The organism is Microbacterium phoenicis, assembly GCF_047302325.1.
Taxonomy (GTDB): domain Bacteria; phylum Actinomycetota; class Actinomycetes; order Actinomycetales; family Microbacteriaceae; genus Microbacterium.
The window spans coordinates 2,604,102-2,628,655 of the sequence record NZ_CP154849.1; the positions used below are offsets into that span (position 1 = coordinate 2,604,102).

The window sequence follows — 24,554 nt, forward strand, 5'->3', positions numbered from 1 at the left end:
ATCGAAGGGATGCCGACCTGAGAAGATCGAGGGATGACCGAGGCCGTGGAGGACGCCGCGCGGAGCGTGCGCCGCTCCCCCATCGCGCGCGGGATGGCCCGCGGCGGGTACGCCGCGAACGGTGTCGTGCACCTGCTCTTCGGAGTGATCGTCATCGTCATCTCCTTCGGCGGGCGCGGCGAATCGGACCAGGCGGGCGTGTTCCGCGCGATCCTCGATGCACCGCTCGGGCTCGCGCTCGTGTGGCTGCTCGCGCTGCTGCTCGGGGCGCTGGGCCTCTTCCAGATGCTGCGGGCTTTCCTCGCGAAGGGGACGGATGCCGCGGCCTGGGGACGCCGGTCGTCGGCGGCCGGGCAGGCCGTCGTCTACCTCGCCCTGGCGGCGATCGCCGTGACGGTCGCGCTCGGCGCTCGGCTCGACGGCGACCGCAGCGCGCAGGAGGTGACCCATTGGCTCCTCGAGACCCCCGGCGGCGTCTTCGTGGTCGCGGCGGCGGGGGTCGGACTCGCCGCCGGCGGGCTCGTGTTCGCCTCGATCGGAGTGCGCCGCTCCTTCGACAAGCAGGTCCGCGTCCCCCGCGGGGCCATGGGGACGGCGGTCACCGTGACGGGGGTCGTCGGCTACCTCGGCAAGGGCCTGTCCGTGGCGATCGTCGGGGTGCTGCTCATCGTCGCGGCCGTCAAGCAGGAGGCTGCCGCAGCGGGCGGGTTCGACGCCGCCATCGAGGCGCTCCTCGAGCAGCTGCTCGGTCCGCTCCTCGTGTTCCTCATCGGCTTCGGGCTCGTCGTCTACGCGGCCTTCAGCTTCCTCCGCGCTCGGTACGCGAAGCTCTGAGGCCTGCCCGTCATGACACGGCGTGCGGCTCGCTCGGCGGGGTCGCCGGCGGCGCGGAGGCCAACGCGTTGACGGCGCGGATGAGGTGGTGGAGCTCCCCGACGCGATGACGGTCGAAGTCCATGAGCAGCCTCGGCATGTCGAGCCGGTCCTCGTCCTGGCGCTCGCGTCGCAGGGGTGCCGTGCGCTCGATCCGACCGCCCGTCAGCAGGTGCGAGAAGCGCCGCGAGAGCTCGGCGACCTCGGCGTCGGTCGGCTCGGCGCACAGGCGCAGGACGAGTCGCGAACCGATCCAGCGCAGAGAGTCGTAGTTCCGCCAGAACCCGGTGATCTCGGACTCCGCCTCGGCGACCGAATCCGTGATGAGGACGCGATCCAGATCGTCGGGCGAGATGACGCCGGAGGGGATCAGCTGCTCCCGCGCGAACCGCTCCAGGCCCCGCCAGAACGTGCCGCCCGGGGCGTCGAGGAGCACGATCGGCGTCGGCTCCGCCTTTCCGGTCTGCTGCAGCGTGAGGAGTTCGAACAGCTCGTCGAGGGTGCCGAAGCCGCCCGGGACGGCCACGAACCCGCGGGATTCCTTGACGAGCATCAGCTTTCGCGTGAAGAAGTACTTCATTGCGACGACGCGGTCCGCCTCGGCGATCACGGCATTCGGCTTCTCCTCGAAGGGCAGCCGGATCGAGACGCCCAGGGACCGATCGGGTCCCGCGCCCTCGGCGGCGGCCTGCATGATGCCGGGCCCCGCCCCCGTCACGACCATCCAGCCGCGTTCGGCGAGAGCACGCGCGATGTCGGCCGCCGCGAGGTACAGGGGGTCGTGCGGCTGGGTGCGTGCGGACCCGAAGATGGTGACCTTCGGCGACGACCGGTACGGGGCGAACAGCGCGAACGCCGAGCGCATCTCCGACAGCGCAGCCGACGCGATCTTCAGGTCGAGGCGGTCCGTGTCGTCGACACCGAGTCCCACTCCCGTGATGAGGATGCGGGCGACGAGGTCGACGTCCTTCTCGACACCGGCATCGGACAGCAGGGTGCGGACGGCGTCGGTGACGTCACCGTCGAGGGAGGACGTGGAGCTCGGCGACATGTCACCAGGCTGTCACGATCCGGCATCCGACGGGTGAACGGCAGGGTTTCTGCCAGTAACGGATGCCGGCGCTCAGGCGGTCAGCGCCGCGACCGCCTCCGCGGCGGCGAGCATCGTGCGCTCGCCCGACCGGCGGTCCCAGAGCTCGACCTGGCCCTCGGCGGCGCCACGGCCGACGATGAGGATCTTCGGCACGCCCACCAGTTCGGCATCGCCGAACTTCACGCCGGGCGAGACCTTCGGCCGGTCGTCGAGGAGCACGTCGCGCCCGGCCGACTCGAGGTCGGCGGCGAGCTTCTCAGCGAGGTCGAAGGCCGCGGCATCCCGTCCCGTCGCGACGACGTGGACGTCGAACGGTGCGATCGACTCGGGCCACACGAGCCCGCGCTCGTCGTTGTTGAGCTCGGCGAGGATCGCGAGGATGCGCGTCACGCCGATGCCGTACGAGCCCATCGTGACGGTGACGAGCTTGCCGTTCTCGTCGAGGACCTTGAGGCCGAGCTTCTCGGCGAAGAAGCGCCCCAGCTGGAAGACGTGGCCGATCTCCATGCCGCGGGCGAGCTCCACGGGGCCCGACCCGTCGGGTGCCGGGTCGCCGGCGCGGACGTTCGAGACGTCGACGACGCCGTCGGCCGTGAAGTCGCGACCGTAGACGACGGAGTGGGCATGCTTCTCGTGCTCGTTCGCGCCCGTGACCCACGCGGTGCCCTCGACGACGCGGGGGTCGACGAGGTAGCGGATGCCGGTGGTCGATTCCTCACCGAGGACCGCGCCGTTCGCCGACCACGGACCGATGTAGCCCTTCACGAGACCGGGGTGCTTCGCGAAGTCCGCCTCGGTGGCGGCCTCGACCTCTGCAGGGGCGAAGGCGACCTCGACACGTTTGTCGTCGATGTCGCGGTCGCCCGGGAGTCCGACGACGACCAGTTCGCGCGTACCGTCGAGGTGGGTCAGGGCGAGCACGACGTTCTTGAGGGTGTGCGCGGCGGTCCACTGCGTCGCACCGTCGGTCGCAGGGCCGGCGATGCCCGGTGCGGGAGCCTCGAGATGAGCGTTCGTGTGCGCGACGAGGGTCTCGATGGTCGGCGTGGCGGGCGAGTCGAAGACGACGGGCGCACCATCGGGGATCGGCAGCGCGTCGGGGACGACGGTCGTGAAGGCCTCGACGTTGGCGGCGTAGCCGCCGGCGGAGCGGACGAAGGTGTCCTCGCCGACCGCGATGGGGTGGAGGAACTCCTCGCTGCGCGCACCGCCCATGAGGCCGTTGTCGGCGGCCACGATGACGTACTCCATGTTCAGCCGCGTGAAGATGCGCTCGTACGCATCACGCTGCGACTGGTACGAGACGTCCTGACCCGCGTCCGTGTAGTCGAACGAGTAGGCGTCCTTCATCGTGAACTCGCGGCCGCGCAGCAGGCCCGCGCGGGGGCGCGCCTCGTCCCGGTACTTGTCCTGGATCTGGTAGATCGTCAGCGGCAGGTCCTTGTACGACGAGTACAGGTCCTTCACGAGGAGGGTGAACATCTCCTCGTGGGTGGGTGCGAGCAGGTAGTCGGCACCCTTGCGGTCCTGCAGGCGGAAGATGCCGTCACCGTAGGAGGTCCAGCGCCCGGACTCCTCGTAAGGGTCACGCGGCAGGAGAGCCGGGAAGTGCACCTCGAACGCGCCCGCGTTCGCCATCTCATCGCGGATGATCTCCTCGAGCTTCGCCTTCACGCGCAGGCCCAGCGGCAGCCAGGTGAATATGCCGGGCGCGGCGCGGCGGATGTAGCCGGCGCGCACCAGCAGGCGGTGGCTGGTGACCTCGGCGTCGGCCGGGTCTTCGCGGAGCGTGCGGAGGAAGTATGTCGAGAGACGGGTGACCACGAGGGTCAAGTCTAGGTGCGCGGGCCGGGCGCGCTTAGCCTGGAGGGATGCCGACTGTGCTGCTGACCGGATTCGAACCGTTCGCGGGCGACACCGTCAATCCGTCCGGTGACGCCGTCCGCGTGGTCGCGGATCGCTGGACCGGCCCCGAGCGTCTCGTCACCGACGTTCTGCCCGTTACCTTCGAGGGCGCCATCGCCCGCGTGGCGGCGCTGCTGGACGAGCACCGACCCGACATCGTCATCGCCACCGGACTGGCGGGCGGACGTCACGCGGTGACCCCCGAGCGCGTCGCGGTCAACCTCGCCGACGCGTGGCTCCCCGACAACGCCGGCGCCCGCCCGCAGGATGCGCCGGTCGTCGAGGGCGGCCCGGCGGCCTACTTCGCGACCCTCCCCGTCAAGGCGATCCGGGCCGCGATCGGCGGTGCCGACATCCCCGCGTCGGTCTCGCACACCGCCGGCACATTCGTCTGCAACGCGACGATGTACGCCGCGCTCCACGCGACCGCGGGTACGTCCGTCCGCGCGGGCTTCGTCCACGTGCCCTGGGGCGCGGAGACGGCGCCCGAGGGGATGCCGTCGCTCCCCTTCGACCAGATCGTCGACGCCCTCACGATCGCCGTCCGCGTGTCCCTCGACGTCGAGGTCGACGCGACCGCACCCGGCGGGGCGGTGTCCTGACGAGACGCCGCGCTCAGCGCCCGAAGATGTCGCCGAGGCCGGGGATCTCGAAGCCGCCGAGGTTCTCACCGAATCCCGACACCTGCTCGCCGAGACCCGAGACCTGGTCGCCGACGCCGGAGAGCGCATCCCCCGCGAGACCCTCCAGATCGGCGCCCTGTGCGAGGGCATCGAGGTCGACACCCTGCGCGAGCGCGTCGAAGTCGACCCCGAGCCCGGCGGCCTGCGCGAGCAACGGCCCGGCGACGGCGGTGACGATCGCGCCACCCGCGACCGCGCCGAGGATGCCTGCGCCCGCACCGATCGCGGCGCCGCCGGCGACGCGTCCCATGCCGGAACCGGCGCCCCCGCGGCCACTCACACGGGCCAGCAGCCCCTTCAGCATCCCGGGGTGGGAGGCCTCGGTCCGGGCGGCGGCGCGGGCGAGATCAGCGGGGTCGGCGGAACGCGGCTGCTCGTGCGCCGGGAGCTCCGCGGCCATCCGCGCCTGCACGTGCGCTCGCTGCTCCGGGCTCAGCCGCCCGAAGGCCTCGCGGTGGATCTGCTCGACCTGGTGCGGATCGGCGGTCTTCATGAGGTAGTCGTACCGCGCGATCGCCTGACGGTCCGCCGGCGCGAGGGCGCCGACCGTGCCGGGCGCGGGCGGCGGTGCGTAGCGGCCCTGCGAAGCGGATGCCGCCGGTGCAGGCGGCGGGGTGTACGCGCCCCGCGAGCCGGGCGACGTGTGTCCCTGCGTCGGCGCGGCCCCCTGGGAGCGACCGTCGCCCGTGATGGCGTCTGCGGCGGACCGGACGACCGATCGCCAGTCTCCGGACGCACCGGACGTGCCGCCCGCGGAGGACGAGCCGGATGTCTTGTCGAGAGCCTTCGAGGCCATACCGATCAGTCGAGAGAGCTTGCTCATGCCGACGACGGTATGCGTCCGCGTTATGCACCCGCTGGACAGACGACCTCAATCACCTCCGATCGCACCCCGAGTCCTACACTGGCCGCGTGCCCCGCCGTCGTGCTCGCCTCGTCTCGCCCGCCCAGTCGGAGCTGAAGGACGCGCTCGGCGCCCTCCGCGACGAGCTCGCACTGCCGGACGCCTTCCCCTCAGACGTGCAGGCCGAAGCCGAGCACGCAGCGACCGCCGTGCCGACCGATCCGGCGGCGGCGGGGCTCGTCGACCTGCGCGGCATCCCGTTCCTGACGATCGACCCGGAGGGCTCTACCGACCTCGACCAGGCGATGCACATCGAGCGCGCCGGCGACGGCGCGGTCCTGCACTACGCGATCGCCGACGTCCCCGCCTACGTCACCTTCGGGGGCGCGGTGGATGCCGAGGCCCGCCGACGGGGGCAGACGATCTACGCCCCGGACGGCCGCGTGCCCCTGCATCCCGCCGTCCTGAGCGAAGACGCCGCTTCCCTCCTGCCGGACCGCGACCGCCGCGCCTTCGTGTGGCGCTTCGAGTTGGATGCCGGCGCCCGCCCCACAACGACGACTCTCATCCGAGCAGTCGTCCGGTCTCGGGCGCAGTGGTCGTACGTCGACGCCCAGCGCGCGGTGGACGACGGGACCGCGCCCGACACGCTGAGACACCTCGTCTGGTTCGGGGAGGAGCGAGCGCGTCGCGAGAGCGAGCGGGGCGGGGCGAGCCTGAATCTCCCCGAAACCCGCATCGCCGCGACGGCGGACGGCTACACGCTCGAAATCGACGAGGGCGTCCCCCTCGAGGACGCGAACGCGCAGGTCTCGCTCATGACCGGCATGGCGGCCGCCGAGCTGATGATCGCGGGACGGGTGGGGATCCTCCGGACGATGCCCCCGGCATCCGATGAGGACGTCGCGGCCTTCCGTGCGCAGACCGTCGGATTCGGCCTCCCGTGGGTCGAGGGCGTCTCGTACGGCGACTACCTCCGGGACCTGCCGCGGACGCCGCTCGGCCGTGTCGTCCGCGAGCACGCCGCGGGACTGTTCCGAGGCGCCGGCTACGCCGCCTTCGACGGCGAGCTGCCCGAGCTCACGGTGCAGGCGGCGATTGCCGCCCCGTACGCGCATGTGACGGCACCCCTGCGACGACTCGTCGATCGCTGGGCGCTGCTGGTCTGCGAGGCGCTCGCGAACGGGCGGGAGGTCCCGAACGAGGTGCGGTCGACCCTCGACGAGCTGCCCTCGATCATGGGGCGGTCGTCGCAGCTCGCCGGGCGTCTGGACGCCGGTGCCGTGGATCGTGTCGAGGCCGCGCTCCTGCGCGGCCGGGAGGGCGAGGTCTTCGAGGCCGTGGTGCTCCGGCGCCGTGACGACGGCGCGCGCATCGCTCTGACGCAACCGCCCGTCGAGGCGACGGTGACAGCAGTCGAGGGCGCACCGGGGAGCCTGGTGCGGGTGCGCCTGACGCGGACCGACATCGCCACGGGAACAACGGAGTTCACGGCGGTCTGAGGGGGCAGGAGTTGCATTCCGGCCCTGAAACCGCTGCAATATATTGCATGCCGGTCCCCGCCACCGCCTCGCCGCCGCGCCCGCTGCTGCGCGATGAGGTCCGCACGCGCCTCCGTGACGCCATCGTCGACGGGACGCTGGCCCCCGGCGAGCAGCTCCGCGACGCCGAGCTCGCCGTCTGGCTCGGCGTCTCCCGCACCCCCGTCCGCGAGGCGCTACTCGACCTCGCCCGCTCCGGGCTCGTCCAGGCGCTCCCCGGGCGGTCGACCGTCGTCTCCCCCGTCGAGGGTCGGGACGTGCAGGACGCCGCCGCGGTCGTCGCCGCCATGCATCGCGTCGCGGTCGTCGAGGCGACCCCGCTGCTCACCGACGGCGACATCCAGCGGATGCAGGAGGCCAATGACGCCTTCGTCGCTGCGCACGCCGCCGGGGACACCAACGCAGCCCTCGCTGCGGACCGTGCGTTCCACGACGTCGCGGTGGAGCGTGCCTCGAACGCGGCGGTGCACACCGTCCTCGCGCTCTACGGCCCCGTCCTCGAACGCGCCGAGCGGCTGCGCTTCGGGTCCCACGACGCGTCCGCATCCGCGTCCCGGCACGCCGACCTCATCCGACACTGCACCGCCCGTGACGCGCACGCCGCGGCATCCGTCGCCGAAGGCCTCTGGCTCGACCTGCTCACCGACACCACACCCCAGGAGACCCCGTGATCCTCGACCAGTTCCCCCGCCATCCGCTCACCTTCGGGCCGAGCCCCCTCCAGCACCTGAAGCGACTGACGCAGCACCTCGGCGGCGCGCAGGTGTGGGCCAAGCGCGAGGACGTCTCGAGCGGCCTGGCTTTCGGCGGCAACAAGACGCGCAAGCTCGAGTACATCGTCCCCGACGTGCTCGCCAGCGGTGCCGACACGATCGTCTCGATCGGCGGCTACCAGTCGAACCACACCCGCCAGGTCGCGGCCGTCGCCGCGCACCTGGGGCTCAAGGCGCGCCTCGTGCAAGAGAAGTGGGTCCCGTGGGACGAGCCGGTGGGCGACAAGGTCGGCAACATCCTGCTCTCGCGCATGATGGGCGCGGACTCCCGCCTCGACGACGCCGGTTTCGACATCGGCATCCGCGACTCCTGGAAGCAGGCGCTGCAGGAAGTGGAGGATGCCGGCGGCACCCCCTACCCGATCCCCGCCGGCGCGTCGGAGCACCGCCTCGGTGGCCTCGGCTTCGCGAACTGGGCGTTCGAGGTCGCTGAGCAGGAGCAGCAGTTCGGCGTCTTCTTCGACACGATCGTCGTCTGCACCGTCACCGGATCCACCCACGCGGGAATGATCGCCGGCTTCGCCGCCCTCGAAGAGCTCACCGGCGTGCGGCGCCGCGTCATCGGCATCGACGCGTCCGCCACGCTGCAGAAGACGCGCGACCAGGTCGCACGCATCGCCCGCAACACGGCGGAACTGATCGAGCTCGGCCGGGATCTGCGCGACGACGAGATCCAGGTGCTCGAGGGGTGGGCGGGCGACCTCTACGGCATCCCCGTCGACTCGACGATGTCGGCGATGGCGCTCGGCGCACGGCTCGAGGCGATGATCACCGACCCGGTCTACGAGGGCAAGTCGCTCGCCGGGCTCATCGACCTCGTGAGGAGCGGCGACATCCCGAAGGACTCGACCGTGCTCTACGCGCACCTCGGCGGGCAGCCGGCGATCAACGCCTACCACTCGCTCTGGAGCTGACGCGGAGCGGATGCCGGGGGCTCACCCTCGGCATGCGTGCCCGGTCAGGAGGTGACGACCTGCGCCGTTCCGAGCGGAGCGTCCGGGCCCATCTCGTCGGCGAGACGGTTCGCCTCGGCGATGAGAGTCGCGACGATGTCCTCCTCGGGGACGGTCTTGACGACCTCGCCCTTGACGAAGATCTGACCCTTGCCGTTACCCGAGGCGACACCGAGGTCGGCGTCGCGCGCCTCACCGGGGCCGTTGACGACGCATCCCATGACGGCGACGCGCAGCGGGACCGTCATGTCCTTGAGACCCTCGGTGACGTTGTCGGCCAGCGAGTAGACGTCGACCTGCGCGCGACCGCAGGACGGGCAGGAGACGATCTCGAGCTTGCGCTCGCGGAGGTTCAGCGACTGCAGGATCTGGTGGCCGACCTTGACCTCTTCGGCGGGAGGTGCCGACAGCGAGACGCGGATCGTGTCGCCGATGCCCTCGCCGAGCAGGATGCCGAAGGCCGTCGCGCTCTTGATCGTGCCCTGGAACGCGGGTCCGGCCTCGGTCACGCCGAGGTGGAGCGGCCAGTCGCCCCGCTCGGCGAGCATGCGGTAGGCCTTCACCATCACGACGGGGTCGTTGTGCTTGACCGAGATCTTGAAGTCGTGGAAGTCGTGCTCTTCGAAGAGGGATGCCTCCCACACGGCGCTCTCGACGAGGGCCTCGGCCGTCGCCTTGCCGTACTTCTCGAGCAGTCGCTTGTCGAGCGAGCCCGCGTTGACACCGATGCGGAGCGACACGCCCGCGTCCTTCGCCGCGGCGGCGATCTGACCGACGTTGCCGTCGAACTCGCGGATGTTGCCGGGGTTCACGCGCACCGCACCGCAGCCGGCGTCGATCGCGCTGTAGATGTACCGCGGCTGGAAGTGGATGTCGGCGATGACGGGGATCTGGCTCTTCATCGCGATGATCTTGAGCGCATCGGCGTCGGCCTGGTGCGGCACGGCGACACGGACGATCTCGCAGCCGGAGGCCGTGAGCTCGGCGATCTGCTGCAGGGTGGCGTTGATGTTCGTCGTGGGCGTCGTCGTCATCGACTGGACGCTGACGGGGGCGTCGCCGCCGACGAGGACCTTGCCGACCTTGATCTGACGACTCTTGCGGCGAGGCGCGAGGGTCTCCGGCACGCGGGGCATCCCGATGTTGACTGCTGGCACGACTCCAGCCTAAGCCGCTGGGGAGCGCGCGGCACGGTAGGCAGCCGCGAGGATGCCGCCAAAGCCGCCTGTGGTAGGTTCGCCCCATGTTCGCGAACCGCACGTGGTGGCGCCCCGCCTGAGGCGGACGCTGCGAGCATTCGACGACCGCCTGAGCTGAACGCCCGGCGGTCGTTTCTCGTTTTACCGGCGACCGCCCCGAACGGAAGAACCACCATGACCGGCACCGCCCCGATCATCCTCGCCGACCTCGCCGCCCGCGGTGTCCCCTTCGCCCTCCTCGCCCGCGATGGCGAAACCGTCGAGGTACTCACGGGCGATGTCATCGACGTCGAACTGCTCGCCGACATCCCCCTCACCGACGCCGCCGGGACAGGGCGCGAAGTCCTCGCACTCGTGCCGTTCCGCCAGGTCGTCGAGCGCGGATTCGCGTGCCACGACGACGAGGCCCCCCTCCGCTGTCTCGTCGTCGGCGAGCGCCGCGCCCTCCCCCTGGCCGACGCCCTTGCGCAACTGCCGACGGCCCGCATCCCGCTCGAAGATGCCGGCTTCGACATCGACGACGAGGCGTACGCCGACATCGTCCGCCGCGTCATCGCCGATGAGATCGGCCGCGGTGAGGGCGCCAACTTCGTCATCCGACGCGACTACGTCGCGGGCGTCGACGGCGACCCGCTCACCGCGGGCCTCACCTGGTTCCGCGCACTCCTCGAGCACGAACGGGGCGCGTACTGGACGTTCCTCGTCTCGACGCCGGACCACCTCGCCGTCGGCGCGAGTCCCGAGGCGCACGTGAGCGCCCAGGACGGCATCGTGACGATGAACCCCATCTCGGGGACCTTCCGGCACCCCGCCGGCGGCGCGACCGCCGAGACGCTCACCGAGTTCCTCTCCTCCACGAAGGAGACGGAGGAACTGTTCATGGTGGTCGACGAGGAACTGAAGATGATGTCGGCCGTCTGCAGCGACGGCGGCCGCATCACGGGGCCGCACCTCAAGGAGATGTCGCGCCTCACGCACACCGAGTACATGCTGCGCGGCACGAGCACGATGGACCCCCGCGACATCCTGCGCGAGACGATGTTCGCGCCCACCGTCACCGGTTCGCCGATGCAGAACGCCTGCACGGTCATCGCGCGGCACGAGCAGAGCCCCCGCGGCTACTACTCCGGGGTCGCCGCGCTGTTCACGCCGCGCGCGGACGGCGGTCACGACCTCGATGCGCCCATCCTCATCCGCACCGCCTACGTCGTCGACGGCCGCCTGCGCGTCCCGGTCGGGGCGACGCTCGTGCGCCACTCCGACCCCTACGGAGAAGTGGGCGAGACGCACGGCAAGGCGGCCGGAGTCCTCGGCGCGATCGGCGCCATCCCCCGTGACACCGTCGTCGCCTCCCCGGTCGACAAAGACGCACCCGCCGCGGCGCGGCGGCCTCTCGGCGAGGACCCGGCGATCGCCGAGCTCCTCGCCTCACGCAACGCCCGCCTCGCCGCATTCTGGCTCAACCCGCAGGGCGAACCGAGCCGGGGCCCGCTGGCCGGACGGACCGCTCTCGTGGTGGACGCCGAGGACCGCTTCACCACGATGCTCGCCCATCAACTCCGCCACCTCGGTTTCGCCGTGACGATCGCGCACTGGTCGGAGGCGACGCCGGATGCCGTCGCGGCAGCCGACCTCGTTGTCTCGGGCCCCGGACCCGGCGACCCCCGCGATACGGACAGCGATCGGATCGCGCGCCTGCGCGAGGTCGTTGGGGCCCGCCTCGACGCGCGCGCACCCCTCCTCGCCGTCTGTCTGAGCCATCAGGTCCTCGCCGACCGGCTGGGCATCGACCTCGCGCCGTTGGCGAGCCCGCACCAGGGGCTCCAGAAGACCGTCGGCGTGTTCGGGGCCGCGGCATCCATCGGGTTCTACAACACCTTCACGGCACGCGTCGCGCCGGGGACCGACCGGGTGGGCGCGACCGACGTGGCCGCGGACGCCGTGACCGGCGACGTCTACGCGCTCCGAGGGCCCGGGTACGCGTCCGTGCAGGGCCACCTCGAGTCGATCCTGTCGCGGGACGGCCTGACGACCCTCGACCGGCTCGTCACGCACGCCCTCAGCCCCGTCGAGGGCTGAACCGGCGTCAGCCGAACAGCTGGACCGGGTTGACGATGTCGGCGAGGATCAGCGTGCCGCCCATGACGACGAGACCGATCACGACGATGTAGGTCACCGGGATGAGCTTCGTGGCGTCGACCGGTCGCGGCGCGCGACGCCCCGTCAGCCGCGACCACACGCGCTTGAGTCCGTCCCAGAGCGCGACGACGATGTGGCCGCCATCCAGCGGCAACAGCGGCACGAGATTGAAGACGAAAAGGGCGATGTTCAACGAGCCGAGCAGCGCGAGCATGCCCGAGACGCGGTTGAGGATCGGTGCGTCGGTCGCGGCGACCTCACCCGCGAGACGCCCGGCGCCCACGACCGAGAGGGGACCGTTCGGGTCGCGACCGGCACCGGTGAACGTGTCCACCGCGGTCTGGTACACGCGGGCGGGTAGCTGCCAGATGATGCCCATGACACGGCCGGTCTGCTCGATCGCTGCCTGCGGCCCCTCCCAGATCGGCTGAGGAACGTACCCGACGGTGGCGGACATGCCCACGAACCCGACCTCCGCGGTCGCCATGGTGCCGTCCGCCGCGGGCACCTCGCGCGTCGCGAGGACCGGGGTGACCTCGAGGGTCTGCCGCGCACCATCGCGGTCGACGACGATCGGAAGCGTCTTCTCGGGAGACTTCTGAATGATCGCGGACGCCTCGGCGAAGGTGTCGACGGCGGTCCCGTCGACCGAGACGATGACATCTCCCGGACGGATGCCGGCGGCCGCCGCCGGCGACACCGGATCACCGGCCGCGCAGGCGGTCTTCGACGTCTGGGCGGGGAGGACGCATTCGTTCACGGCGGCGACCGTCGTGGTGGCGGTCTGCACACCGATCCCCGAGAACATGATCGCGAACAGGATGATCGCGAGGATGAGGTTCATGGCCGGTCCGCCCAGCATGATGATGACCCGCTTGTAGACGGGCAGGCGGTAGAAGGCGCGCTCACCGCCGTCGCCCTTGAGCGTCTCGTCATTGACGACGCGGGCGTCCTGGATCATCGACTCGAACAACCGGCGGCGACGGGGGGTTCCCCTCTCGGGCTCGCCCTCGGCAGCGGCCTTCGAGGGAGGGTACATCCCGGCCATGGAGATGAATCCGCCGAGCGGCAGGAGACGGAACCCGTACTCCGTCTCACCGATCCTCCGGGAGAAGATCCGGGGACCGAAGCCGATCATGTACTGGCCGACACGGACGCCGAACGCCTTCGCCGGCGCCAGGTGTCCGACCTCATGGAGGGCGATCGACACGGCGAGTCCGACCACCAGCACGAGGACGCCGATGATGAATGCGAGAACGGTCACGAGCCGACGCTACCCTCGCTCACTATGAACCGGCGATGACGACGCCCGCCGAGGTCTGACCGTGACCGATCTAGGCTGGAGGGGTGATCCCCCGCCCCGCCGACTCGCGCCGCGCACGTGTCGCGCGAGCGGGCGGTGCCGCGGCGATCGCGACACTCACGGCATCCGCCGCGCACACGCTCGGAGGCGGCACACCACCCGCTCCGTGGCTCGTGCTCACCGTGGCACTGCTGGCCTGGCCCGTCGCCCTCGCGATCGTGGGCTCGCGCCCGGGAGCATTCCGTACGGGCCTGGCGGTCGTGACCGCTCAGGCGATCCTGCACGGTGCGTTCGCCCTGGTGGGGGACGTGGTCCCGCAGGCGGGTGCGTCGACGCACCACCACGGCCTGCTGATCCTCGGCCCGTCCACGGGAACAGGCATGGCGACCGGCACCGACATGCTGGCGGCCCACGTCATCGCGGGCATCGCGACCGCAGTGGCGGTGTGCCACGGCGAACGGATGCTGCGCGCCGTGGCCCGCGGCATCCGACACCTCCTGCGCCCCACCGCACCTGCGCCGCTCTCCCCGATACCGGCGCCCGCGGCGGCCCTCCCGCAACCGCTGCGCCTTCGGCCGCGACTCGTCCTCGCCGACCTCTCCCGACGCGGGCCTCCCCGCTGAGCCTGCCGCGGCACCCGCGGCCCACGCTCACCATTCACCGGCGGACACGAATCCGCCTCTTTCGAGGAGACCCCATCATGACCACTCGTCCTGCGCGCCGTTCGGCGCTCACCCTCACCGGCCTCGCCCTCGGCGGCGCCCTCGTCCTCGCCGCTCCGATGGCGGCATCCGCCCACGTCCACGTCCACGCCGACGGTGCCGCCGCCGGCGCGACCTCGCGGCTGGACTTCTCGTTCAGCCACGGCTGCGACGGCGCGGCGACCACCGCCCTCGTCTTCGACATCCCCGAGGGCGTCGACAACGTCACCCCCGTCGTCGACGGCGTCTGGAAGGTCAGCCGCGTCCTCGGCGAGAACAACGTGCCCACCCAGGTCACCTACACCGCGATCACGCCGATCGAGGACGGCTTCGCGGCCTCGGCCTCGTTCGATGCGCTGTTCTCGTCGAAGGTCGGCGGCGCCGACATCGCCTTCCCCGTCACGCAGCAGTGCGCGACGGGCGAGACCGAGTGGAACCAGATCGCGAAGGACGGCGAAGACCCCGAGACTCTGGAGTCACCCGCCCCCGTCGTCGCGGTCGGCGCCGCCTCCGCGGCTTCGTCGGATCACGACGACGATGACCACGCCGCCGCCGCACCGGCGGCGGAGGCGTCGACCTCCACGGATCCGATCGCCACGTGGCTCGGCGGCGGAGCCCTCGTCCTCGGGGCCGCCGCGCTCGTCGTCGCGATCCTGAACCGCCGCAAGGTCTGACCCGGGCCGGCCGGAGGCCGGGTGCGATGATGGAGGGACCATGCAGAACCCCTCCGCTCCGCCCCCCGTCCTCCGGCCCTCTGCTCCGAAGGCCGTGCCCCTCGCCGACGTCGCGGCCCATCTGGGTCTCGACCGGCGCGCGGACGTCGAGGGTGTCGCCGTCCGCGGCGTGACGCTCGCCACGGCGGACCTCCGCCCCGGCGAGCTCTTCGTCGCCGTCCGCGGCGTGCACCGCCACGGGGCCGAGTTCGCGGGGGATGCGATCGCGCAGGGCGCCGTCGCGATCGTGACGGATGCCGCCGGCGCCGAGCTCCTGCCCGAGCCCGCGGTGCCCGTCCTCGTGGTCGAGAACCCGCGCGCGATCCTCGGCGGTCTGTCCGCGCTCGTCTACGGCACGGGAGCGGGAGCATTCCTCCCCCCTCTCCTGGCGGTGACGGGCACGAACGGCAAGACCAGCGTCACCCACCTCATGGAGGGCATGCTGCAGGGCCTCGGCGTCGTCACAGGACTCTCGTCGACGGCGGAGCGCCACATCGCGGGAGAGGTGATCCCGTCGCGGTTGACGACACCCGAGGCATCCGAGATGCATGCGCTCATCGGGCTCATGCGCGAGCGCGACGTCGACGCGATCCTCGTCGAGGTCAGCGCGCAGGCACTCACGCGGCATCGCGTCGACGGACTCCACTTCGACGTCGCGGGTTTCACCAACCTCTCGCACGACCACCTCGACGACTACGGCGACATGACCGAGTACCTCGCCGCGAAGGCCGCGCTCTTCACGCCAGCGCGCGCGCGGCGGGCCGTGATCTGCGTCGACCAGCCGGCGGGTATCGAGATCGCTGCGACCGCCGGCATCCCCGTCACGACGGTCCTCACCCCCGCGATCGCGGAAGACCCGGCCGTCGGCGCGGACTGGCGGGTCGAGATCATCTCGGAGACCCCCGAGGGCACCACCTTCACGCTGACCGGCCCCTCGGACGCGCTGACGACGACCGTCCCGGTCATCGGCCCGCACATGGCCTCGAACGCGGGCCTCGCGATAGTCATGCTGCTCGAGGCCGGGTGGGAGTGGACGGCGCTGACGGGGCTCCTCGACGGTCGTCGCATCGAGGCTCACCTCCCCGGCCGCATCGAGCGACTGTCCGGCGACCGCGGTCCCGCGCTCTACCTCGACTTCGGTCACTCCCCCGACGCGTTCGCCAAGACGCTCGACGCGGTGCGACGGGTCACAGCCGGTCGCGTCATCATGGTCTGCGGAGCGAACGGCGACCGCGACACGACCAAGCGAGCCGACATGGGTGCCGTCGCAGCCCTCGGGAGTGACGTCCTCGTCATCACCGACCAGCATCCCCGCTCCGAGGATCCCGCCCTGATCCGTCGTGCCCTCATCGACGGGGCCCGCGCGGCGCGGCCCGACGTCGTCGTGCACGAGGTAACTCCCCCGGAGGAGGCGATCGCGACCGCCGTCTCGCTGGCCGGCGACGGCGATGCGATCCTCTGGGCGGGTCCGGGGCACCAGCACTACCGCGAGATCCGCGGCGTACGGACGCCGTTCGACGCCGCGGGCGCCGCGCAGGACGCCCTCCGCCGAGCCGGGTGGCCCGTCTCCGGCTGACGCGAGGTCAGCGCTCGGCGATCATCCGATCGGCCGTCTCCCGGGCCCACCGCTCGGCGTCGGCCAACGATTCTCGGGTCAGTTCGCTCGGGGCCTCGTGGGCGTCGACGACGCGGGAGATCGTGTCGACGATGCCGAGGAACGGGAGCGCGCCCTCGTGGAAGGCGTCGACGGCCTGCTCGTTGGCGGCGTTGAAGACGGCGGGATAGGTCGCACCGGCGACGCCGACCTGCTTGGCGAGCGCGACGCTCGGGAAGGCGTCGACGTCGAGGGGTTGGAAGGTCCACGTCGACGCCGTCGTCCAGTCCAGCGGAGCGCCGACCCCGGCGACGCGGTGCGGCCAATCGAGGGAGAGCGAGATGGGGAGCCGCATGTCGGGCGGGGATGCCTGAGCGATCGTCGACCCGTCGACGAACTCCACCATCGAGTGGACGATCGACTGCGGGTGGACGGTGACGTCGATGCGGTCGTAGGGGACGTCGAAGAGGAGGTGCGCCTCGATGACCTCGAGCCCCTTGTTCACGAGCGTCGCGGAGTTGGTGGTCACGACGCGCCCCATGTCCCACGTGGGATGCGCGAGGGCCTCGCGCGGCGTCACGTCATGCAGCTGATCACGTGAGCGCCCGCGGAACGGTCCACCCGAAGCGGTGAGGACGAGCCGGCGCACCTCCGCGGCATCGCCCGACCGGAGGCACTGCGCGATCGCGGAGTGCTCGGAGTCGACCGGGACGATCTGACCGGGCGCTGCGAGCTTCGTCACGAGCGGCCCGCCGACGATGAGGGACTCCTTGTTGGCGAGCGCGAGGATCGCCCCGGTCTCGAGGGCCGCGAGCGTCGGCCCGAGCCCCACGGACCCGGTGATGCCGTTGATGACGACGTCGGCCTCGACGCTGCGCACCAGCCGCTCGGCCTCGACCGCTCCCAGAGCCGTCTGGGCGACCCCGAACTCGTCGGCCTGCGCCCGCATCCCGTCGCGATCACGCCCGGCGGCCAGGCCGACGACCTCGAAACGATCGCGGTTCGCGCGGATGACATCGAGTGCCTGCGTTCCGATCGAGCCGGTGGAACCCAGGATCAGGATGCGTCGCATAGCCCTCACCCTATCGGCGGGCGCCGAAGCGCCCGCCGATAGGTCACTCCTCGGGCGAACCCGCGGTGGGAGACTGCGCGCCGAGGATGTCCACGACGAACACGATCGTCTCCCCCTTCAGGTCGGTCTCGTTGATCTTGCCCTCGCCGTACCCGTCGGCCGGCGGGATCACGACGAGGACCTGGGAACCCACGGTCTGGCCTTCGAGGGCCTTCTGGAATCCCGGCACGTACTGCGTCGTGGGGTACGCGATCGGCGACCCCTTCTCCCACGTCGAGTCGAACGTCGCACCGTTCGACCAGCGCACGCCCGTGTACTGGATGAGGGCGTAGTCACCCTTGTTGACGGTGTAGCCGTCGCCCTTCTTCAGGACGGCGACCTCGGTCTTCGCCGGCGGATCCTGCCCCTCGGGAATCGTGATCTTCGGTGCTCCGTTGTCGGCGAGAGCCACCGTCGGGAAGCCTGCGGGTGCGTCCTGGGGCTCACCCCAAGCCGCCGTCGGGACGGTGCCGAGCAGATCGAGTACGTAGACCTCGGCCTGAGCCTTGTCGGTGGCGGGGAAGGTGGCGACGACGCGCGTGCCGATCTTGCCGCATCCGAACACCTGGCCGAGGACGGAGTCGGCCGACAGCTGCGACGGGAGGAACTCGCCGGGCGTGTAACCGACCGTGGCGAGCTCTTCGCCGGTCTTCGCGTTGTACGCCGTCATCGCGTACGAGACGAACTCGCCGGGCTTGACGGCATCGCCCTTGCCCTCGTCGAGCACGGTGACTTCGAGCTCCTTCGGCTCCAGCGGGGTCGAGAACGTCGCCTTTGAGGGCTTTCCGGCCTCACCGTCGACCTTGACGGAGTCGGATGCCGAGCCCGAAGGCGCCGCCGCAGCGCACAGGTCGGCAGCGGCAGTCCCGGTGGGCTGAGCGGAGCCCTGACCGGAGGCGCACCCGGCCAGGATGAGGACGGCCGCAGCGGCGGCGGACAAGGCGGCAAGGGGACGAAGACGCACGGAAGAACCTCACAGAGATACGGGGAGTCGGTCCATCCTCCCTCAGGTTCTTTTGTCCGGGGTGTGAGTAGGGTCCCGATTCGTCCGCCGACCGGCGCATCCGTCATGTCGGGAGGTGCATGGGTTTGGCAGTACCCTCTTGTGGTGACCGAAGCGCCGACTCCCCCCGAGACCTCCGCCGAGTCGTCCGCCGATGAACTCGCCCGTGCCGGCAGCCTCTACTACCTCGTGCGTTGGGGAATCGGACCGCTCGCCCGCCTGATCTACCGCCCCCGCATCGAGGGAGCGAACAACATCCCCCGGTCCGGCCCGATCATCCTCGCCAGCAACCACCTGAGCTTCATCGACTCGTTCGTGCTGCCGCTGTTCGCACCGCGCCCCGTGTACTTCCTCGCCAAGTCGAGCTACTTCGACGGCGGCGGTGTGAAGGGCTGGTTCAGCAACCGCTTCTTCCGCGCTCTCGGCGCCACGCCCGTCCAGCGCGGGGCCGGCCAGGCCGCCCTCGACGCACTGGACCAACAGCGCCGCATCCTGCAGTCCGGCAAGGCCATCGCGCTCTACCCCGAGGGGACGCGCTCGCTGGACGGACGTCTCTACAAGGGCCGCACCGGTGTCGCCTTCCTCGCGCTCGAGACCGGGGCGAAGGTCGTCCCCGTCGGGATCGTGGGGACCAACGACGCGATGCCGGTCGGTGCCAAGTGGCCGCGCCTGTCGCCGCGCGTGACCATCCGGTACGGCGAGCCGATCGACCTGTCGCCGCACGGCTCGGCGGCGTCGGGGCGGGCACGACGTCAGGCGACCGACGACATCATGTCGGCGATCCACGCGCTCTCGGGCCAGGAGCTCGCAGGCGCGTACAACGAGGTGCCGGCACAGAATCCCGTCGAGCGCCTCAAGCAGGTCCTCCCCCACGAGCGCCGCTGAGCGGCTCGTGAAGGCCGGAGCTCATCCGGTGGTGACGACCGCTTCGTGGCGCACGGGGAAGTTGACCGAGTTCGCGATGAAGCACCATTCGTTCGCCTGACGGTGAGCGGCTTCGGCCGCGGGGATCATCGCCTCGTCGGCGACGGTCACCCGCGGGTGCAGAGTGACCTCGCGAAAGGCACCTCCGCCCGTGCCGTCGAGCACCATGGTTCCCGTCGCGTCGTCCTCGTAGGACGTGACGACGACGCCCGCCGTGACGCAGGCGTGCAGGTAGGACAGCAGGTGGCACTCCGACAGCGCTGCGAGAAGCAGATCCTCGGGGTTCCAGCGTGTCCGGTCGCCACGGAACGGTCGGTCGCTCGAGCCGAGGAGCTCCGGCTTGCCGTCGACGCGCAGGGTGACGTCGCGGTCGTAGTCGCGGTATCCGCTCGTTCCCGTGCCCCGGTCTCCCGTCCATCGTGTGTTCACTCGGTAGTGGTGTTCGTCGTGCACGCGGCCAGTCTCGCATGGGCGGTACCGCGGGCGGGCCGAGAGCGCTGGGTAGGCTGGGCGGGTGCCTGAGACCTTCGCTGTGACGGATGCCGTCGAACTCGCCGTCGTCGAGCGGAGCGGCTTCGTCGAGTCCCGCCACGCGGGTTCGGCGATCGTGCTCGACCCCGATGGAGGCGTCGTGTCGTCTCTCGGTGCCGTCGAGTCGGCGATACTGCCGCGATCCGCGCTCAAGCCGATGCAGGCGCTCGCCAGTGTCTCGGCGGGAGCTCACCTCGAAGGGGCGCACCTCGCCGTCGCGACGGCGAGCCACTCGGGCACCGATCGCCACGTCGCGCTCGTGACCGACATCCTGAGCGCGGCGGGTGTCGCCGAAGATGCGCTGCTGTGTCCACCCTCGTGGCCCGGTGATGCCGCTGCCCGCGACGAGATGACGCGCGAGCTCCTCGGCCCTCAGCGGGTGAGGATGAACTGTTCGGGCAAGCACGCGGCGATGCTGCTGGCCTGCCACGTCAACGGCTGGGACATGGCGACCTACCTCGACCCGCAGCATCCGCTTCAGGTCCACACCCGCGAGGTCGTGGAACGGTTGACCGGCACGAAGATCACGGCGACGGCGATCGACGGATGCGGCGCACCGGTGCACGCGATGAGTCTCGCCGCGCTCGCCCGGGCCGTCCATCGCATCGGGGCCTCCTCCGAGCGGTCTCCGTTCGCGCTGCACCGCAGCGCCGGCGCTCTCGTGCGGGCGGTCCGCGAGAACCCCTGGGTGATCCAGGGCCCCGGCCAGCCGGACTCGATCGTGACGGAACGGCTGGGCGTGTTCGCCAAGCACGGCGCAGAAGGCGTCATGTCGATGGTCGCTCCCGACGGGACGACCGTGGTCCTCAAGATGCTCGACGGCAGCAATCGCGCCGGCGTCGTCACGGCGTTGACCCTCCTCGTCCGCGCGGGCGCTCTGCAGGCCGCGGATGTCGCCCGCACGCTCGGCGAGCTTCCGCTGACGGTCGCCGGCGGGGGCCGGGACGTCGGCGTCATCCGTCCCACCGTCTGAGTCGCGCCGGCGCTAGTGCTGCGCGTCCTCGAGCAGGACGCGGCGCACCCCGCGCTCGGGAGCGTGCAGCCACGCGCGCCCGGCGCCCGGCAGCACGAACGGCGGCAGATCTCGGGATCCGACGAGGGAGCGGTACTCGTTCGCGCACGCGGCGTCGATGACGAGGTCCGCATCGGCCCGGGCCGCCGCGAGCAGACGCCACTGCGCGAGCCACGCATCCGGTGGACCTACCAGCACACCGCGACGCTCGAGGGTCGCACTCGCATCGACGGGTGTCACGGCGACCCCCAGTCGCTCCCACGCGGCGGTCAGCCGGCGCGACCGCGGACCGGCGGGCAGGATGACGGCAGCCGGACGCCGACCCGGCTGCCACGGTGCCGGCGGCGCCGCCTGCAGCCCGTCGTCGGCCCGCGCCGCGTCGACGACCTGCACGAGGGTGCGCCCGAGGCGACCGCGACCAGGAGGGAGGTCCGGTAGGAAGTCCGCGGCCTCTCCGCCCGCCGCGACATGATCGGCGCGGGACGCGGTCCCCAGGATCAATCGCCGCGGCACGAGATCGAGAAGGCGCCCGACGCCCGCTCCCACCCGCTGGGTCGTGATCACGATGCGGATGCCGCGGGCTCGCGCTCCGCGCAGGGCGTGCTCCAGCGCGTCGGCAGCCGCCGCCGCGTACTCGCCGGGGAGCCCCGACAGCACCGCATCGAGGTCGTCGACGACCACAGTCGCGCCGCTCGGAGCACGCTCGAGGGCGACGAGGGCATCCCACGCCCCCTCGGGATCCGGAGGCACCGTCAGCGCGGCCGTCTGGGCGGCCACCGCACGCGCCACTCCGGTCCGTCCGCTGCCGGGGCCCCCGATCACCGCCAGCGCAGACTCACTCCAGATCACCTCCTGCTGCCGCTGCTGGTCCGGCTCGTCCGCGACGGCGAGCAGGACGCCGTCCCGCGGCTGCGACGACGCCAGCGGGATGCGCGCGGGCAGGGCGGGGAGCCATGGCTTCCGGGCACGCGCACCCCGATGGCGCTCGGCGGTCGCCGTGACGATTTCGGGCTCGCACAGCGCGACGCGCACCACGTGCGGTGCGGTGTCTCGGCTCCGGCGGACGAGGGCGGTCCCGCGCGACTCGGGACGGCCGGACAGCCGGCACGCGTCGTCGACGCCGAGCACGGCGCGGGAGTCCGCACCGTCTGCGACGCGAAGCGCGATCCGCAGGGGGGCGTTGGCGAGGACAGCGTCGCGGAACACGCCGTTCGCACGCTGCGCCGCGAGGACCAGGTGGATGCCGAGGGCGCGTCCTCGGGCCGCGAGATCGCCGAACACGTCGTGCAGGACCGGGTGGGCGGCGACGAGCGCGGCGTACTCGTCGACGACGATCACGAGGCGCCCGAGGACCTCCCCCGCCTCGTCGACATCACGTGCGCCGACGGCGGCGAGAGTCCGTTCGCGGTACCGCACTTCGGCGCGAAGACTCTCGATCGCTCGCAGCGTGGTCGGCTCGTCGAGGTCGGTCAGCACCCCGGTGACATGCGGCAACGGCGCGAGGTGGTCGAACGTCCGGCCTCCCTTGAAGTCGACGAGAAGGAACCCGAGTTGGGCGGGCGTGTGGGCGGCGCACAGCGCTACGACCCAGGACGTGAGGAGTTCGCTCTTCCCCGCCCCCGTCATCCCGATCACGACGGCATGCGGCCCGTCGGCGACGAGATCGATGGGGAAGGCGACCCCGCCCGCGCCGGCGAATGCCGCCGGTAGCGTCCCCGCTCGGGCGATCGGCGCCGCCTGCACTGCGTCGCGGAGCGTGAGCGCGTCGTCGGCCGTGTGTCCGAGGGCACGGGCCGCACGATCTGCGAGGAGCTGTGCCACCCGGGCAGCCTGTGTAACGCCGACGAGACCGACGGTCACCTCGCGGGTGCGCCCCTCGAGGTCGAGGCGCGCCGTCGTCGGGCTCGTCATCCGGAGCACTGCGCCGCACCGGGGCGGGGGCGGGGCGCCGTCGGGGACGACGACCAGCGGGATGTCGACATCGCCGCCCACGACACCTCCCGCCTCGAGGATCTGCAGCAGGGGGCCGACCGCAGCAGAGCGGTGGGGCGCGGCATCCGTCCATGCGGGTCCGTCGTCGCCCAGGCGCACGCGGCCCGGCGCCAGACACAGCAGAACGTTCAGCGCGAGCGCGCGGACGACGGCGGCGGCGAGGACGGGTGGGCCGATCACAGCCACGCCCGTGTCGATGGGGACGAGGACCGGGACGTCCTCGACGACGCCGGCGCTGCGTCGGAGCGCGGTGGCGTCGTCGTCGCCGTCACCACCCGAGACGCGGATCGTGCTGGTGTCATCCCCGGAGCCGACGACGAGCGTGTGTTCCCGCTCGGGGACAGCGCGCCAGATCGACTCGGGCCGCGCGAGGAATCGTGAGACGTCGGGATGCGTCGCCCACCGCTGCTCGCGCTCCTCGTCATGGCGTCTCGCCACCTCAGCCTCGGCCGCCGCCAGTTCGCGCGACACCGCCACCGCGTCCTTCCGCGCCGTGCGGCGGGACGTCCGCGCCGCGTCCGCGACGGACGCGATCGCGATGAGAGGGCCGAGCGCGGCGAACAGGAGCGCGTAGGCGGACCCGGTCACCGCCCAGAGGACGCCGGCCCCGATGACGGGGACGACCGCCGTCATCACCGGGAGCGGCGGTCGGGGTGTCGGGGCAGCACGACGTGGCAGGGTCAGCGGGTCATCGCGAGTGAGGGTGGACACCCATCCACGATGCGCGGAGCACCGAGAGAGCCGCTGCGCGAGGCCACGGCCTGTGGACGGATCCGCTCAGGTGCCGGCCGGGGAGGAGATCTCGGCCGTGGCGGTGTCGTCGTCTGCCGACAGCACGCGCGCGCTCACGACGATGATCGTGACGTTGTCGCGGCCGCCGTTCTCCAGCGCCGCCTCGAGCATGGCATCGACCGCTGCGGACGGGTCGTCGTTCTGCAGCAGGAAGTGAAGGATCCCGTAGTCCGTCAGCTCCTTCGTGAGCCCGTCGCTGCAGACGACGAAGCGGTCGCCGTCGACGACTTCGAGGCGGACGTAGTCGGGGACCACGCCGTCGCTCGGACCCACGGCACGGGTGATGACGTTGCCGTACGGATGGTTCTCGGCCTCTTCGGGGCTGAGGCGACCCGCCGCGATGAGTTCCTGGACCACGGAGTGGTCGGTCGTCACCTGCGCGAGCGCACCGTCACGCAGCAGGTACACGCGCGAGTCGCCGATGTTGAGCGTGACCCAGGTCGGCTCGTCGCCGGTGAGGTCGAGATAGACGCCGGTGACCGTCGTCCCGGTGCCGTCGTCGGTCGTCTCGGCGTGCGATGCGATGTCGTCGACCGCGCGCTCGAGCGCGTCCTCGATCACGTCGGGAGACACGGTGCCCCGCTCGACGGCAGCGGACAGGCGCTCGACCGTCCGGGAGCTCGCGATCTCACCGCCGATGTGACCGCCCATGCCGTCGGCGACGACGAACAGCGGGAACGCCGACAGCACGGCATCCTGATTGTTCTCGCGACGACGCCCCTGATGGGTGACCTCGGCCCAACGCACCTCGATGGAACCCGCGCCCGTACGGACGACGCGGGATGAGGTGACGGCTTCGGGCACGCTCCCACCCTTCTTCCTGATCGGCGCAGCGTCCTCACACTCTAGTCGACGGCGCCCCCGTCATCATGCGG

21 protein-coding genes are annotated in these 24,554 nt (G+C 71.5%); 11 read left to right on the forward strand and 10 right to left on the reverse strand.

Features of this window, described 5'->3' with window-relative positions:
• The first annotated feature begins 33 nt into the window (after nucleotides 1–33).
• Nucleotides 34–834, forward strand: coding sequence for a DUF1206 domain-containing protein (locus tag ABCU91_RS12730; RefSeq protein ID WP_413353968.1), 801 nt, complete (start codon nucleotides 34–36; stop codon nucleotides 832–834).
• Between the two features lie 10 nt (nucleotides 835–844).
• Here ABCU91_RS12730 and ABCU91_RS12735 read toward each other — a convergent pair whose 3' ends face one another.
• Nucleotides 845–1,924, reverse strand: coding sequence for a TIGR00730 family Rossman fold protein (locus ABCU91_RS12735; RefSeq protein WP_413353969.1), 1,080 nt, complete (start codon nucleotides 1,922–1,924; stop codon nucleotides 845–847).
• Nucleotides 1,925–1,996: 72 nt separating this feature from the next.
• The gene (locus ABCU91_RS12740) at nucleotides 1,997–3,790 is read right to left on the reverse strand and encodes a proline--tRNA ligase (RefSeq protein ID WP_413353970.1); all 1,794 of its coding nucleotides are present in this window, start codon (nucleotides 3,788–3,790) and stop codon (nucleotides 1,997–1,999) included.
• A gap of 47 nt (nucleotides 3,791–3,837) precedes the next feature.
• Between ABCU91_RS12740 and pcp the strand changes: the two genes are divergently transcribed.
• A complete protein-coding gene (gene pcp, locus ABCU91_RS12745) occupies nucleotides 3,838–4,473 on the forward strand; it encodes a pyroglutamyl-peptidase I (protein WP_413353971.1) in 636 nt (211 codons plus the stop codon).
• Between the two features lie 13 nt (nucleotides 4,474–4,486).
• On the opposite strand, the gene ABCU91_RS12750 is transcribed toward pcp, so the two are convergent.
• Nucleotides 4,487–5,377 carry a cation-transporting ATPase gene (locus ABCU91_RS12750; protein WP_413353972.1) on the reverse strand — a complete coding sequence of 297 codons (891 nt, stop codon included), beginning with the start codon at nucleotides 5,375–5,377 and terminating at the stop codon, nucleotides 4,487–4,489.
• A gap of 89 nt (nucleotides 5,378–5,466) precedes the next feature.
• On the opposite strand from ABCU91_RS12750, the gene ABCU91_RS12755 reads away from it, so the two are divergent.
• The 3 genes from ABCU91_RS12755 to ABCU91_RS12765 are packed head-to-tail and all read left to right on the forward strand — an operon-like array spanning nucleotide 5,467 to nucleotide 8,626.
• Nucleotides 5,467–6,900, forward strand: a complete 1,434-nt coding sequence (locus ABCU91_RS12755) for an RNB domain-containing ribonuclease (RefSeq protein ID WP_413353973.1) — start codon at nucleotides 5,467–5,469, stop codon at nucleotides 6,898–6,900.
• A 47-nt stretch (nucleotides 6,901–6,947) separates the two neighbouring features.
• Nucleotides 6,948–7,610 (forward strand): GntR family transcriptional regulator, encoded by a 663-nt coding sequence (locus ABCU91_RS12760; protein WP_413353974.1) that lies wholly within the window; start codon nucleotides 6,948–6,950, stop codon nucleotides 7,608–7,610.
• Entirely contained in the window at nucleotides 7,607–8,626 is a 1,020-nt protein-coding gene (locus tag ABCU91_RS12765) for a 1-aminocyclopropane-1-carboxylate deaminase (RefSeq protein ID WP_413353976.1), read from the forward strand. The genes ABCU91_RS12760 and ABCU91_RS12765 overlap by 4 nt, the downstream gene beginning before the upstream one ends.
• A 44-nt stretch (nucleotides 8,627–8,670) precedes the next feature.
• On the opposite strand, the gene ispG is transcribed toward ABCU91_RS12765, so the two are convergent.
• Complete coding sequence (gene ispG / locus ABCU91_RS12770; protein ID WP_413355410.1) at nucleotides 8,671–9,801, reverse strand: flavodoxin-dependent (E)-4-hydroxy-3-methylbut-2-enyl-diphosphate synthase; 1,131 nt, start codon at nucleotides 9,799–9,801, stop codon at nucleotides 8,671–8,673.
• A 237-nt stretch (nucleotides 9,802–10,038) separates the two neighbouring features.
• On the opposite strand from ispG, the gene ABCU91_RS12775 reads away from it, so the two are divergent.
• Nucleotides 10,039–11,943 (forward strand): chorismate-binding protein, encoded by a 1,905-nt coding sequence (locus tag ABCU91_RS12775; protein ID WP_413353977.1) that lies wholly within the window; start codon nucleotides 10,039–10,041, stop codon nucleotides 11,941–11,943.
• Nucleotides 11,944–11,950: 7 nt separating this feature from the next.
• Here the strand turns inward: ABCU91_RS12775 and ABCU91_RS12780 are convergent, their stop codons facing one another.
• The gene (locus tag ABCU91_RS12780; protein ID WP_413353978.1) at nucleotides 11,951–13,267 is read right to left on the reverse strand and encodes a M50 family metallopeptidase; all 1,317 of its coding nucleotides are present in this window, start codon (nucleotides 13,265–13,267) and stop codon (nucleotides 11,951–11,953) included.
• 83 nt (nucleotides 13,268–13,350) lie between these two features.
• Here ABCU91_RS12780 and ABCU91_RS12785 point away from each other — a divergent pair, with 83 nt between their 5' ends.
• From ABCU91_RS12785 to ABCU91_RS12795, 3 genes are all read left to right on the forward strand, one after another.
• Entirely contained in the window at nucleotides 13,351–13,929 is a 579-nt protein-coding gene (locus tag ABCU91_RS12785; RefSeq protein ID WP_413353979.1) for a hypothetical protein, read from the forward strand.
• 77 nt (nucleotides 13,930–14,006) lie between these two features.
• On the forward strand, nucleotides 14,007–14,681 hold the full coding sequence (locus ABCU91_RS12790; protein ID WP_413353980.1) for a DUF1775 domain-containing protein: 675 nt from the start codon (nucleotides 14,007–14,009) through the stop codon (nucleotides 14,679–14,681).
• A 40-nt stretch (nucleotides 14,682–14,721) separates the two neighbouring features.
• Nucleotides 14,722–16,296: a Mur ligase family protein gene (locus ABCU91_RS12795; RefSeq protein ID WP_413353981.1), complete on the forward strand. Its 1,575-nt coding sequence runs from the start codon at nucleotides 14,722–14,724 to the stop codon at nucleotides 16,294–16,296.
• A 7-nt stretch (nucleotides 16,297–16,303) separates the two neighbouring features.
• Here the strand turns inward: ABCU91_RS12795 and dxr are convergent, their stop codons facing one another.
• A complete protein-coding gene (gene dxr / locus ABCU91_RS12800) occupies nucleotides 16,304–17,386 on the reverse strand; it encodes a 1-deoxy-D-xylulose-5-phosphate reductoisomerase (protein ID WP_406923713.1) in 1,083 nt (360 codons plus the stop codon).
• A 43-nt stretch (nucleotides 17,387–17,429) separates the two neighbouring features.
• Nucleotides 17,430–18,389 (reverse strand): FKBP-type peptidyl-prolyl cis-trans isomerase, encoded by a 960-nt coding sequence (locus tag ABCU91_RS12805; RefSeq protein ID WP_406923712.1) that lies wholly within the window; start codon nucleotides 18,387–18,389, stop codon nucleotides 17,430–17,432.
• 144 nt (nucleotides 18,390–18,533) lie between these two features.
• Here ABCU91_RS12805 and ABCU91_RS12810 point away from each other — a divergent pair, with 144 nt between their 5' ends.
• Complete coding sequence (locus ABCU91_RS12810; protein ID WP_413353982.1) at nucleotides 18,534–19,313, forward strand: lysophospholipid acyltransferase family protein; 780 nt, start codon at nucleotides 18,534–18,536, stop codon at nucleotides 19,311–19,313.
• Between the two features lie 21 nt (nucleotides 19,314–19,334).
• On the opposite strand, the gene ABCU91_RS12815 is transcribed toward ABCU91_RS12810, so the two are convergent.
• Nucleotides 19,335–19,805 carry an OsmC family protein gene (locus tag ABCU91_RS12815; protein WP_413353983.1) on the reverse strand — a complete coding sequence of 157 codons (471 nt, stop codon included), beginning with the start codon at nucleotides 19,803–19,805 and terminating at the stop codon, nucleotides 19,335–19,337.
• A 61-nt stretch (nucleotides 19,806–19,866) separates the two neighbouring features.
• On the opposite strand from ABCU91_RS12815, the gene ABCU91_RS12820 reads away from it, so the two are divergent.
• Nucleotides 19,867–20,856 carry an asparaginase gene (locus ABCU91_RS12820; protein ID WP_406923709.1) on the forward strand — a complete coding sequence of 330 codons (990 nt, stop codon included), beginning with the start codon at nucleotides 19,867–19,869 and terminating at the stop codon, nucleotides 20,854–20,856.
• A gap of 12 nt (nucleotides 20,857–20,868) precedes the next feature.
• On the opposite strand, the gene ABCU91_RS12825 is transcribed toward ABCU91_RS12820, so the two are convergent.
• Together ABCU91_RS12825 and ABCU91_RS12830 are read right to left on the reverse strand one after the other, a co-directional pair.
• Nucleotides 20,869–23,598 (reverse strand): FtsK/SpoIIIE domain-containing protein, encoded by a 2,730-nt coding sequence (locus ABCU91_RS12825; protein WP_413353984.1) that lies wholly within the window; start codon nucleotides 23,596–23,598, stop codon nucleotides 20,869–20,871.
• Between the two features lie 66 nt (nucleotides 23,599–23,664).
• Nucleotides 23,665–24,483 carry a PP2C family protein-serine/threonine phosphatase gene (locus ABCU91_RS12830; RefSeq protein ID WP_413353985.1) on the reverse strand — a complete coding sequence of 273 codons (819 nt, stop codon included), beginning with the start codon at nucleotides 24,481–24,483 and terminating at the stop codon, nucleotides 23,665–23,667.
• Nucleotides 24,484–24,554: the final 71 nt, after the last annotated feature.